This is a genomic window from Methylobacterium gnaphalii (assembly GCF_007992215.1).
Taxonomy (GTDB): Bacteria; Pseudomonadota; Alphaproteobacteria; order Rhizobiales; family Beijerinckiaceae; genus Methylobacterium; species Methylobacterium gnaphalii.
Genome location: NZ_BJZV01000001.1, coordinates 164,968 through 177,716, shown reverse-complemented (window position 1 = coordinate 177,716; position 12,749 = coordinate 164,968). Strand labels below are relative to the sequence as shown.

Genomic DNA, 12,749 nt, shown 5'->3' with positions numbered 1-12,749 from the left:
GGGCCACAGCAGCAGATCAAGTTATGCCGTGGACAAAGCTATGTAATGTTTAATGGAAAACTGATTTCTCGCGTATGTTTTACAGGAAATTAACACCATCACAGGCCGCGGAAGGGCATCGATATACATAAAATTAATATCTGAACTTATAGGTTCCTGTGCCTAGGATCCGAGCCGCGTCGATGCGACCTACCTTCCAGCACATCGTCGACTGGTTCATCCCCCGGTCCGCGCACCTCGAGCGTTCGGACCTCTCGGTCGCGCGCAACTTCGTGCTGACGCACATCTTCGGGCCGTTGATGTCCCAGTCGATGTGCGTGTTCCTCTATCGCACCGACCCGAATCCCGGCTTTGCCTGTTACACGGTCATCACCTGCGTCTGCCTGTTCTGGACGCTGCCCTTCGTCCTGAAATACACGCAGAACATCAAGCTCGCCGCGATCCTGTCCGTCGAGCTCCTGGCCTTCACGGCCTTGTTCGGAACCTATTTCTACGGCGGCGCCAGCTCACCTTGCCTGCCGTGGCTGATCATCGCGCTCCTGCTCGGATTTTTCTACTTCTCCGAGCAGCCGATGCTGATCGTTGCGCTCTTCGCGGCGAACGTCACGGTCTTCTTCATCGCCTATATCTGCACCGACTTCCCGGAGATCGTCTCGGCCAGCGACCTGTCGATCGTGACCTGGATCTCGATTGCCTCCGCGACCCTCTACATGTCCTGGATGGCGATCTACTACTCGCACGTCATGTCGATGCGCTCGCAGATCGAGAAGGAGACCGAGCGCTACCTCGCCGCCAACGAGCAACTCACGGTCGTCAAGGAGCTGGCCGATGCCGCCAACCGGGCGAAATCGGTGTTCCTGGCCAAGATGAGCCACGAGCTGCGCACACCGCTGAATGCCGTGATCGGCTATAGCGAGCTGATCCTCGAGAGCATGCCTCCGGGCAGCGACGAGACCAAGCAGAAGGACGTGCGCAGCATCAACGCCGCCGGTCGCCACCTGCTCTCGCTGGTGGTGGATGTGCTCGACCTCTCGAAGATCGAGACCGAGACCATCGAGCTCACCGTCGAGACCTTCGATCTCGGCTACCTGCTCGACCAGGTCGTCGCCACGGTGAAGCCGCTCGCCGAGGCCAACGGCAACGCGCTGCTGGTCCAGCAGCTCACGCCGCTCGGCACGATGCGCACCGACCAGACCAAGCTGCGCCAGATCCTGGTCAACCTGCTCAGCAACGCCTCGAAATTCACCAGGAACGGCAGCGTCACGCTCTCGGTCAGGATGGACCGGAAATCCACCGGCACCTGGCTCGACGTGCAGGTGCGCGACACCGGCATCGGCATCTCGCAGGCTGATCTCGGCCGCCTGTTCGAGAACTTCCGCCAGGTCTCGGCCGCGACGGCGCAGCAATATGGCGGCACCGGCCTCGGCCTGGCCTTGAGCCAGAAACTCTGCACGCTGATGGGCGGCAGCATCGGCGTGAGCAGCGAGCCCGGGCGGGGCTCGGTGTTCAGCTTCTGCATTCCGGCCGAAGTCACCGACGCCACGACCGACGCGGCCGCGCCGTTCGATCACGCCATGCGCCCCGCCGCGCCTGCGGCCGCCGTCCTGCAACCCTCCCTTGGGGCCCAGTTCTGATGAACTTTCGCGACAACCTTGCGATCGACCAGCGTAGCCTTGCCGACGAGGCGGCCGCGCCGGTCATGGAGGCTGAGCGCCCGGCTCGGCTGCTCATCGTCGACGACATCGCTGACAACCGTACGATCCTGCTGCGGCGCTTCGCCCGGCGCGGCTTCGAGGTCGCCGAGGCCGATGGCGGCGCCCGCGCCCTGCAGATGATCGAGCAGGGCAGCTACGACGTGATCCTGCTCGACGTGATGATGCCCGAGATCGACGGCATCGCCGTGCTGAAGACGATCCGGGCCAAATACTCGCCGCTCCAGCTCCCCGTCATCATGGTGACGGCCAAGTCCGAATCCGAGAACATTGTCGAGGCGCTGAACCTCGAGGCCAACGACTACGTCACCAAGCCCGTCGACTTCGAAGTTGCCCTGGCGCGGGTGAACGCGCAGGTCGACCGCAAGCGCGCCGAGGAAAAGGTCGCCTCGGCGGCCCACGCATTGCGGGTGGTCAACGACCAGCTCGAGCTGCGCGTCGAGGAGCGCACCCGCGAGCTCGTCGAGATCAACCAGCAGCTCCAGGGTGAGATCGTTCAGCGCCAGCAATCCGAGGCGCGCTCGCGCTTCCTCGCCTTCCACGATCCGCTGACCGGCCTGCCCAACCGCCGTCAGTTCCGCGAGGAGCTGGTGAGCGGCCTCGCAGCCGCCAGCAGCGAGGCCGGCCAGAGCGTCGCGATCCTGTTCATCGATCTCGACGGCTTCAAGGGCATCAACGATACCCTGGGCCACTCGATAGGCGACATGCTGCTCCAGGCCGTCGGCGAGGAGTTCCGCGGCGTCATGCGGCGCTCCGACCGGATCGCCCGGCTCGGCGGCGACGAGTTCGCCGTGCTCCAGGTCGGCAACCGGCAGCCGGAGGACGCCATCGCTCTGGCCAAGCGCCTGATCGAGATCGCGAGCCGCGAGCGCCACATCCACGGCCACCTGACCACGATCGGTGCCAGCATCGGCATCGTCATCAGCGCAGGCGCTGGCGACGACCCGGAGGCGCTGCTGAAATCCGCCGATCTCGCGATGTACCGCGCCAAGGTCGAGGGCCGCGGCACCTTCCGCATCTTCGACCCTGCGATGGATGCCCACGTCCAGGCGCGCCGCGCGCTGGAATTCGACCTGCGCAACGCCCAGACTCTGGGCCAGTTCGAGGTGTACTACCAGCCGCAGATCTCGCTGAGCACCCGCAAGGTCACCGGCTTTGAGGCCTTGCTGCGCTGGCGCCACCCCACCCGCGGCATGGTCTCTCCGGCCGAGTTCATCCCACTCGCCGAAGAGATCGGCCTGATCGTGCCGATCGGCGACTGGGTGTTGCGCAAGGCCTGCCAGGAGGCGGCCGGCTGGCCCAACGCCCTCAGCGTCGCGGTCAACGTGTCCTCCGTGCAGTTCCTGCGCGGCAGCCTCGTCCCGTCGGTCGTCAGCGCGCTCTCGAATTCCGGCCTGCCTGCGGAGCGCCTCGAGATCGAGATCACGGAATCGGTGCTGCTTCAGAAGACCGACAAGAACATCGACACCCTGAACCAGTTGCGCGCCCTGGGCGTCCGCATCTCGATGGACGATTTTGGGACCGGCTATTCGAGCCTGAGCTACCTGCGCATGTTCCAGTTCGACAAGATCAAGATCGACAGATCCTTCGTCGAGGACGTGACCAGCAGCCGCGACTGCAGCGCCATCGTCAGCGCGATCCTCGGGCTCGGTTCGAGCTTCGGCATCCCCACCATCGCCGAGGGCGTCGAGACCGAAGAGCAGCTCTCGCATCTCAGCGGCGAGGGCTGCACCGAGGTGCAGGGCCGGTTCTTCAGCATGCCGATCGACGCGCAGGAGGTCCGCAGGATCATCGAGCGGATCGGCGTCTGATCGTCCTCGCACGTCACAGCGTGCGACCATGCCGCTATCGCATCCACATCCCCTGGGCGTTTGCACAATGAATACGCTTTAAGAAAAACCAAGGCCGCGTTATCCTGTGATCACTTCTTCCCAGGAAGTGTCGAACCAACGAACTTCAGCGCGTTCTTCGGAGCGCGCTTTTTCGTTGGTCGAAGACCGCGCGCTGCTTTGTTTTACCGGGACACTCGGTCGGTTTATTGGAATCGTTCGAGACCGTGGCGCCAGCCGCGATGTGAAGCGGGCCGGCTTTCGTTAACCCCTTCTCAACCCTAACGACCGTTGATGGGCGCCAGCGATGGCAGCCCTCCCCTCCCCCGACGACGAGCGATCCGACGAGAACGACCTCCCGTCGTTCCCCGGTGACGCCGCGCTGCGCGGTGTCGTCCGAGGCTGGATCGACAGCCTCGCCCGCGAGCGCCGCATGGCCCGCAATACCTGCGAGGCCTATGCCCACGACCTGCGGCTCTTCCTGATCCATCTCGACCGGCGCCTCGGCACGCCGACGATCCCGCGCCTCGTCGCGTTGAAGCCCCGCGACGTGCGCGGCTTCATGGCGGCGCGGCGGGCCGAGGGGATCGGCGGCCGCTCACTGATGCGCGAGCTCGCCGGCATCCGCTCCTTCGGCCGACATCTCGAGCGCGAGGGCCACGGCAGCATCGCGGCCCTCGGCGCAGTGCGCTCCCCCAAGGTCGAGCGGCGCCTGCCACGGCCGCTGCCGGTGGAGGCTGCGGTCGCGACGACGCGCTCCGAGAGCCGCCCCGACGACGAGCGCGAGCCCTGGGTGCTTGCCCGCGACGCGGCGGTGATCGCCCTGCTCTACGGCTCGGGACTGCGCATCTCGGAGGCCCTCGGCATCGCCCGCAGGGACGCGCCGACGCCCGGCCAGGACGAGGTTCGCGTTCTCGGCAAGGGCGGCAAGATCCGTTCGGTGCCGGTACTGCCGGCGGTCTCGCAGGCGATCGCGGAGTATCTCGCCGCCTGTCCGCATCCCCTCCCTCCGGAGGGCCCGCTCTTCGTCGGCGTGAAGGGCGGCCCGCTCTCGCCCCGGATCATCCAATACGCCATGGCGTCCTTGCGCGGCGCCCTCGGCCTGCCGGAGAGCGCGACCCCGCACGCCCTGCGCCACTCCTTCGCGACGCATCTGCTGGCGCGCCAGGGCGAGCTACGTGCGATCCAGGAACTGCTCGGCCACGCCTCGCTCTCGACGACGCAGCTCTACACCCGCGTCGACGCGGCCCGGCTGATGAGCGCTTTCGACGCCGCGCATCCGCGCGCCGGACGGGCGGCCTGACCGGATGCCCGTGATCAGCACAATTCCGCAAAGCGACGGAATCTGTCCTTCGTATTGCCGCGATTGGGTCGCGGTATGTCACTCCCGGGCCACGCCACTGGCGCAGCCCAGAACAGTATGGAGCCTGCGATGCCCGTGATCGGAATCTGCGTAGCGATTCTTCCGGTTCTCGCCGTCCTTGCCGTCACTGCCGTGGTGAAGGCGGTCCTGCTGCCATTCTCCGCCGTGCGCCTGCTCTATCGCAGCCACGCCGCGCGGGCCTGATCCGGCCCGCCGCAACACACGACCCACGACGCCCCTCCCCGAAGCGGGGGCGCGTGAGCGGAGCCCGATGCGTCCGATGGCGGCGACCGTCTCGGGCGAGCGCTGGCCGAGGCGCCGTTCGGGCCTGACGGATGTGATCGGATCGGGCCGGCAGGCCCTCTACTGGCCCGGTCCCAGCTTCTGCAGCTGAGCCTTCGACCAGGCGATCCAGGACCCGGTCACGGGGCCGTCCCGGTCGGCGTCGAGCGCCGGCGGGTCTGCGTCGGCCGCCTCTTCGGCGAGGCCGGCGCCGGCCTTGAGGAAGCGCTGCGGATCGACCGGCTCGCCGTCGATCCTGACCTCGTAATGCAGGTGGTTTCCGGTCGAGCGGCCGGTCGAGCCGACGCGGCCGACGACCGTCCCAGCCTCGACCCGTTGACCAACCGCCACCGAGAAACGCGCCAGATGCGCGTAGCGCGTCACCAGACCGTGGCCGTGATCGACCTCGACCATGTTGCCGTAGCCGCCATTGGCCTCGGCCATCGTGACGCGGCCGGCCGCCGTGGCGAGGGCGGGAGCGCCGTGCTCGGCGCGCATGTCGATGCCCGTATGCAGGGCGAGCCCCCGCGTGAAGGGATCGAGGCGGGCGCCGAAGGTGCTGGTGTAGACCGCATCCTCGACGAGCGGTTTGCGCAGCGGCAGGGTGGCGACTGTCTGGCGCAGGCGCTGCTCCTCCTCGCTGGAGCGCTGCGCCTCGGCCAGCGCGCGATCGAAGGCATCACCGGTCAGCGGGACCAGCGGGCCGCCGACGCCGCGCTCCGGCTTCTCGAAGCGGCTCGGGTCGAGCCCCGCCCGCGCGATCAGGCTGCGCAGCCGTCCGGTCGTGCGCGCGGTCTTCGCCGCGAGGTCGCTCAACACCTCCGATTGCCGATCGGCCAGCTGGTCGAGCCGAGCATCGAGCGAGGCGAGGCGCAGCCCGAGCCGGCGCTCCGGCGCCTCGACCCGGTCGCCGCCGCGCATGCGCAGGTCCAAGCCGCCGGCCTCCGACGGCTCGGGCGTGGGGAAGGGTTTTTGGGGCTGTTGCAGCGCAGGCGCTGGCTCAGGCGGCATGACCGGGATCGCGCCGGTGGTCGCCGGCTCGGGGGCGCCGAGACTCGCCAGGATACCCTGGCGCCGCTCGATCAAGGCCTGACGCTCGGCCAACGCGCCGAGTCGGCTCTCGAAGCCCTCGCGGCTCCTGATGCGCTCCGAGACCATGTGCTCGACCTGAGACTGCAGCGCGCCGACCCGCTCCTGGTAGGCGAGCTCGACGGTCCGCACCTGCACGAAGAAGCGGCCGAGCATCTCGTCGCGAAACACGATGTAGTAGGTCGTCGCGCCGGCCCAGACCGTGCTGGCACAGAGCGCAACGGCCAGGACGGGGGCGAGCCTGCTCCGGCGGAGTGCCGGGCCCCTGGTCGAGCCCTTGGCGAGACGGTCACGGCGCCGGGCCGCGCCGTCGGCCGAAACATTCGATGGTGAGATGGGACGCATCACGCCGAATGACCGTGGCAGATACGGCCATCACACATCGTCAAGGTTAAGGAACCGACAAAATTCCTCTCGGGCGAGGCCTTCAACCCAGCGCGCGGACAGCCTCCAGCACCTCGTCGGCATGGCCCGGCACCTTCACCTTCGGCCAGATGCGCGCGATCTTGCCGTCAGCATCGACCAGCACGGTGGTGCGCTCGACACCCATGTACTTGCGCCCGTACATGCTCTTCTCGACCCAGACGCCATAAGCCTCGAGCATCGACTTCGCCTCGTCGGAGGCGAGCGGGAAGGTCAGGCCGTATTTTGCGCGGAACTTGTCGTGGCTCTTCACCGAATCGGGGGAGACGCCGACCACCGTCGCACCGGCCGCGGCGAAGGCTTCGCCGAGGGCGTTGAAGCCCTGAGCCTCCAGGGTGCAGCCGCTCGTGTCGTCCTTCGGGTAGAAGTACAGCACGACCTTGCGCCCCTTCAGGCCCGAGAGGGCGATCGTCTCGCCTCCGGCGCCCGGCAAGCTGAAATCCGGGGCGTTTTGACCCTGTTCGAGCGGCATCATGCCTTCCTTTCGGCTGATTGATCGTGTCCCTCTGGACATGCGCCCCGACGTTGTGGCGCGCCACGCCGACAAACGTACCAGACCCAAGGCTCGTCGCCCGCTTACCCCGGGTGTGCGTGCCACTCCAGCGGCGAAGGATGAATGGACCAGGAAACGGCCCACTCGCTCCTCGAGGAAGCGGTGACCGGCAAGGCTGCGACCGGCAAAATTTCGCCCGGCAAGCCTGCTGCCCCCAAGGCGCCGCCGGAACAGCCGCGTAAGACGCCGGGCCGTATCCGCCGCCGGTGCATGCTGGGCGCTGTGCTGCTGGTCTTCCTGCTCGGTCTCGGCACGGGACTCGCGGTGCTGCGCCTCTCGCAGGGACCGCTGCGCATCGACGGCATGTCCGAGCGCGTCGCCGCCAGTCTCGCCAGCAGCATCGGCTCCGGCTGGCGCGTCGACCTCAAGGACAGCTCGCTGGAACTCGATTCCGAGAATTCGCTCGCGCTGCGCGTGGCGGGGCTCGCCGTGTTCAATCCAGAGGGCGCGCTGGTGGTCAGCGCCCCGCTCGCCGTGGTCAGTATCGACACCTGGGGCCTTCTGAAGTTCTCGGTTCAGCCGCGCTCCATCGAATTCCGCGACCTGCGGATGACGGCGCTGGTGCACGGCGACGGCTCGATCGCCTTCGCCGCCTCCTCGCCGGCCGACGCGGCTGCGGTGAAACCTCATACCCTCCCGAGCGTAGACCCGGCGCGTGGCACGGTCTCGCCAGTCTCCGCCGCAGTCGCCTCGATCTTCGGCGTGGTGCTCGATTCCGCCGGCGTTGTCGGCGCCCTCGACCGGGCCAGGATCACCAATGGCCGCCTGACGCTGATCGACGACCAGGCGCGCGAGCGTGCCGTGTTCGAGCGCGTCAACGGCCTGTTCCGGCGCGACGCCACCCGCGACGCCCGCATCTTCGAATTGCGCATCGACGGCCCGCACGGCGAGTGGCGCTTCGGCGGCGACGTGCACGAGGAAGGCGGCGGCCGGCGTGCCGGCACCATCACCCTCGACGACCTGCCCGTCACCGACATGCTGCTGCTCGGGGGCCTCTCGAAGCTGCCGGTCGAGACCGACCTGAAGCTCTCGGCCTCCGCCGATGTGGCGATCAATGCCGGGCGCATCGAGGCGATGAAGGTCGGCCTGCATTCCGGCGCCGGCAATCTCCTCATCGAGGAGAAGGACTTCAACCCGGTCACCATCGAGACGCTCGCCGCCGCGGCGAGCTGGGACGAGGCCAGCCGTGCCCTGCGGCTCGATTCCCTGGACTATTCCGGCGCCGGCAACACCGTGCGGCTGGAGGGCGCCTGGGCGCAGAGCGCGCCCGGCTCCGACTCCATGTGGACCTTCGGCTTCAGTGGCAGCAACGCGATCCTGCGCGGGGCGACGCCCGCCGACCCTCCCGTGAAGGTCGCCGCGCTCAAGGGCCAGCTGACCGGCCGCGAGGGCGGCATCAGCATCGACGATTTCTCGATGCGCGGGGAGAAGCTGAACGGCACCATCACCGGCACGATCGGGACGCGCCGCGACGACGACGGCATCACTCTTCGGATCAAGGCCGATCATACCGACGGGCGCCTCGCCCTGCGGCTCTGGCCGGAGCACATCGCACCGGCCGTGCGCTACTACCTCGTCGACTATCTGGTCGGCGGTCAGGTCGACGCGACCGACATCGTGGTCGACCTGAGCGGTGCCGAGATGGCCTCGGCCATCCAGGGCGCGCCGCTGCCCGACCAGTCCCTCCACATCGACCTCGCGGTCTCGGATGCCGCCCTCACGGTGTCCCGCGACGCGCCGCCGCTCAGCCACGCCCGGCTGAAAGGGGTGATCACCGGCCGCTCGACGACGATCGGCGGTGCCAGCGCGGATCTCCGCATGGCCGACAACCGCACGCTCGGCATCAGCGACGGCTCATTCACGATCCGCGACCCGCAGCCCGACAAGGTCCCCGCCCAGATCGGCTTTCGCCTCGGCGGGGGCGCCGACGCGGTCGCCGCCCTGCTCCAGACCAAGATGCTCAAGGGACTGACCGGCACCGACATCGACCCGGCCACCGTGAAGGGGCGTGCCGATCTGCGCATCGACTTCCCGCTGAACCTGAAGCACGTCCCGGACCTCGCCGACATTCCGGTCTCGCTGAACGGGGCGTTGTCCGACCTCTCCGTCGACAGGGCCTTCGGCAAGGAGCGCTTCGAGCAGGGCCGCTTCGCTTTGAACTACGACCGCAGCGGCTTCACCATGAAGGGCGACGGCCGCGTGCTCGGCACCCCCCTGACGATCGATCTCAAGCAGCCCAAGCCCGGCGCGCCCGGCGAAGCACTGATCTCCCTCGTCCTCGACGAGACCTTCCGCGCCAAGAAGGGCTATCCGGTCGCGCCTCAACTCTCGGGACCGATTCCGGCACGGCTCACCGTGCCCATCGGCCGCCCCGGGCCGGGCAAGGCGCCGATCCGCGTCGAGGCCGATCTCACCAAGGCCGGCATCGACGGCCTGCTGCCGGGCTGGTCGAAGGCCGCTGGCAAGCCGGGCAAGCTCGGCTTCACCCTCGCCGAGACGGCCGGCGGCGGTTCGGACCTGCGCGACATCGTGCTCGACGCCGCCCCGGCACTCGCCCGCGGCAGCGCCGCCATCACCGCCGATGGCGGCTTCGACCGGGCCGAACTGACGAGTCTCAAGCTCTCGCCGGGCGATGACATGCGCGTCTCCGTGGATCACGGCAGCGGTGTCTACAAGGTTGCGGTGAAGGGCCAGGTCGCCGATGCACGGCCGTTCCTCAAATCCCTGACCGGCGGGGAACCGAAAAAGAGCAGGGACAAGGATGGCAAGGACGTCGAGGCGGACATCGCCCTCAACATCCTGACCGGCCATAACGGCGAGGCTCTGACCAACGCGAACCTGAAACTCTCGCTGCGCGACGGCGACGTCCGCAATGCGCAGATCAAGGGCCGCTTCGGCAGTTCCCCGCTCTCAGCCAGCATCCGGCCCGAGCGTGGGCAGCCCCTGCTCTCGCTCGAATCCACCGATTCCGGCGCGACGCTGCGCTTCTTCGACGTCTACAAGCGCATGTATGGCGGCAAGCTCGACCTCAGCCTGTACCTGAACGACGGCCCTCAGCAGGGCGCCGTGAAGGTCTCGAACTTCGTGCTGCGCGACGAGCCGGCGCTCTCGCGGATCATGGCCTCGAGCCCGGCCGCGGGCGATGCCGTCGACGCACGTGGTCGGCGGGTCGCGGCGGCCAGCGATGTCGGCTTCGACCGGATGCGCGCGGTCTTCACGCGCAACGGCCCGCGCGTGAGCTTCTCCGACGCCGTGATCTCCAACGCCGCCATGGGCTTCACCATGGGTGGCTGGCTCGACACCGCCAAGGAGCGCACGCAGATCGACGGCACCTTCGTGCCGCTCTACGCCCTCAACAACGTCGTGGCGCATGTGCCGATCGTCGGGCCACTGCTTGCCGGCGACCGCAACGAGGGCCTGTTCGGCGTGAACTTCGCCGTCTCGGGGTCGATCACCAAGCCGACGGTCAACGTGAACCCGCTCTCGGCTGTCGCACCGGGATTCCTGCGCCAGCTCTTCGGTGCCGGCGGAGGCGCGGGCGCGGCAGGCCCCTCCGCGAATGGATTGCCGGAGCGCTGAGGGCGCGTCTCATGCGAGGGCCATCGCCATCGTCAGCCACGCGGCCCTGCGACGCATCGTGATCGGCGCGATGTCTATTTCGTCGCCATGGCTTGCGCTGAGACGGCGCGCCGGGTCGCGAGGCTGACCAGCAGCCCCACGACGACGTTGAGCGCGAGAGCGACGGCGCCGATATTCATGTCCTGGATCGCGCCCGGCAGCGACGGGAACAGGCTCGTCATGCTGTGGCCGCCGATGGCCGTCGCCGCCACTGTGCCGACGCCCACCACGATCCCGGCCGCTGCGCCCTCCTTGGTCAGGGGATTACGTGCCATGAGACTGGTCAGCAGCGCCGGGAAGAGCTGCGTGACGAAGGCGTAGCCCATCAGCAAGAGCTGCACGATGGTCTCGCCGCCCTGCAGCGTGAATCCCACGCAGACAAGCGCCAGCAGCGGCGTCGCCAGCTTGGCGAGCCGGCCGATCGAGGCGTCCGTCGCTTGGGGGCGCAGCGGCCGGTAGAGGTTGTGCGCCACGAGCGTCGCCCCCGCGATCAGGATCATCGATCCCGGCACCAGGGCGGTGAAGACGCCGGTGGCGCCGATCACGCCGACGAACCAGGGCGGAAACGCCTCGATCGACAGCTTGAACAGGGCGAGGTCGACATCCGGCCCCTTAAGGCCCGGCACCTGGAGCACGGCGGCGAAGCCCGCCAGGAACACGAAGAGCAGCATCAGCTGGTAGAGCGGCAGGAACACCGCGTTGCGGCGGAACACGTTCGCCTCGCGCGCCGTGTAGACCGAGCCGAAGATGTGCGGGAACATCCAGCCGCCCAAAGCGGTCAGCAGCGTCGTCGAGGCGAACCAGCTCGCGCTCTGTCCGCGCTCGGGCAGCGCCAGGAAGCCGGGCTTGGCCTGGTCGATCGCCCGGAACATCGGCTCGATGCCGCCATAATAGTGGTAGGGCAGGTAGAGCCCGAGGAAGACCACCACCGACAGGATCAGCACGTCCTTGATGACGGAGTTCCAGGCCGATCCGCGCACGCCCGACGCCATCACGTAGGCCGTCACCGTGGCGGCACCGATCCAGATCGCCACCGTCGGCGAGATCGCGCCGTAGGAGGCGGTAGTGACGATGATGCCGAGGCCTTTCAGCTGCAGCACCATGTAGGGGACGAGCGCCACGAGCCCGACCAGCGCCACGAGCACGCCGAGCCAGGGGCTCTCGTATTTCGCGGCGTAGAAGTCGGGCTGCGAGAAAAGCTTGTTCTGCTTGGCGTAGCGCCAGACCGGCGGCAGCAGCCAGTACGAGATCAGGTAGATCAGGCAGAGGTAGCAGAGGATGTAGTAGGTCGGTCCGCCCTTGCCGTAGGCCCAGCCGGAGGCGCCGAGGAAGGTGAAGGTGGTGTAGACCTCCCCCGCCATCAGCAGGAAGACGAGCATCGTCCCGAAGCCGCGCCCGCCGACGGTCCATTGCTCGAGGCTCATGTCGTGACCGGCGCGCGCCCACAGGCCGAGGCCGAGCGCGAGGACGACGGCGAGCGCGATGATCGGCAGCGCGGCGTTCATTGCTCGGTCTCCGAACGGGCCGGATCGCAGAGATAGATCACGCCCATCACCGCCGAGCTCGCGACCACGCAGGCGACGAGCCAGGCCAGCAGCAGCGGCAGGCCGAATACCAGGGGCTCGACCCGGTTGAGCACGAACGGCCCTCCGAGCATGCCGAGGAACGGCAACAGGACGAGCCATCTGACGTGTTTCATACCTGACCCGTGTTCGAGAGCCTGTCCGTGCAGTGCTTGCACGACCGGACGGTGGAAGGAGCGCGGCTCCCAGCCTTCTCAAGAACCTGCGCGATGGCAAGCCTTGCCGCCCGCAGGGCAGCCCCCAGCATCCTCGCAGCGGATGTGAGAGGCACGACGCCGTTCATCGTCGGTGCCGCCA

9 protein-coding genes are annotated in these 12,749 nt (G+C 67.9%); 5 read left to right on the top strand and 4 right to left on the bottom strand.

Annotation, left to right across the window (positions count from 1 at the left end):
- Positions 1-182 precede the first annotated feature (182 nt).
- The 4 genes from MGN01_RS00750 to MGN01_RS24360 all read left to right on the top strand — a co-directional run bounded on the left by MGN01_RS00750 (position 183) and on the right by MGN01_RS24360 (position 5,108).
- Positions 183-1,634: a sensor histidine kinase gene (locus tag MGN01_RS00750; RefSeq protein ID WP_147044657.1), complete on the top strand. Its 1,452-nt coding sequence runs from the start codon at positions 183-185 to the stop codon at positions 1,632-1,634.
- Positions 1,634-3,523, top strand: coding sequence for a putative bifunctional diguanylate cyclase/phosphodiesterase (locus MGN01_RS00745; protein WP_147044656.1), 1,890 nt, complete (start codon positions 1,634-1,636; stop codon positions 3,521-3,523). Before MGN01_RS00750 ends, MGN01_RS00745 begins: the two co-directional genes overlap by 1 nt.
- Positions 3,524-3,848: 325 nt before the next feature.
- Positions 3,849-4,844, top strand: coding sequence for a tyrosine recombinase XerC (locus tag MGN01_RS00740; protein WP_147044655.1), 996 nt, complete (start codon positions 3,849-3,851; stop codon positions 4,842-4,844).
- Between the two features lie 129 nt (positions 4,845-4,973).
- On the top strand, positions 4,974-5,108 hold the full coding sequence (locus tag MGN01_RS24360) for a hypothetical protein (RefSeq protein ID WP_280178525.1): 135 nt from the start codon (positions 4,974-4,976) through the stop codon (positions 5,106-5,108).
- Between the two features lie 159 nt (positions 5,109-5,267).
- On the opposite strand, the gene MGN01_RS00735 is transcribed toward MGN01_RS24360, so the two are convergent.
- Positions 5,268-6,623: a M23 family metallopeptidase gene (locus MGN01_RS00735; protein WP_431310446.1), complete on the bottom strand. Its 1,356-nt coding sequence runs from the start codon at positions 6,621-6,623 to the stop codon at positions 5,268-5,270.
- 79 nt (positions 6,624-6,702) lie between these two features.
- A complete protein-coding gene (locus MGN01_RS00730; protein ID WP_147044874.1) occupies positions 6,703-7,170 on the bottom strand; it encodes a peroxiredoxin in 468 nt (155 codons plus the stop codon).
- Positions 7,171-7,314: 144 nt separating this feature from the next.
- On the opposite strand from MGN01_RS00730, the gene MGN01_RS00725 reads away from it, so the two are divergent.
- Positions 7,315-10,830: a YhdP family protein gene (locus tag MGN01_RS00725; protein WP_147044654.1), complete on the top strand. Its 3,516-nt coding sequence runs from the start codon at positions 7,315-7,317 to the stop codon at positions 10,828-10,830.
- Between the two features lie 74 nt (positions 10,831-10,904).
- Here the strand turns inward: MGN01_RS00725 and MGN01_RS00720 are convergent, their stop codons facing one another.
- Together MGN01_RS00720 and MGN01_RS00715 are read right to left on the bottom strand one after the other, a co-directional pair.
- Positions 10,905-12,374: a sodium:solute symporter family protein gene (locus tag MGN01_RS00720; protein WP_147044653.1), complete on the bottom strand. Its 1,470-nt coding sequence runs from the start codon at positions 12,372-12,374 to the stop codon at positions 10,905-10,907.
- Positions 12,371-12,568, bottom strand: coding sequence for a DUF3311 domain-containing protein (locus tag MGN01_RS00715; RefSeq protein ID WP_147044652.1), 198 nt, complete (start codon positions 12,566-12,568; stop codon positions 12,371-12,373). Before MGN01_RS00715 ends, MGN01_RS00720 begins: the two co-directional genes overlap by 4 nt.
- Between the last annotated feature and the right edge of the window lie 181 nt (positions 12,569-12,749).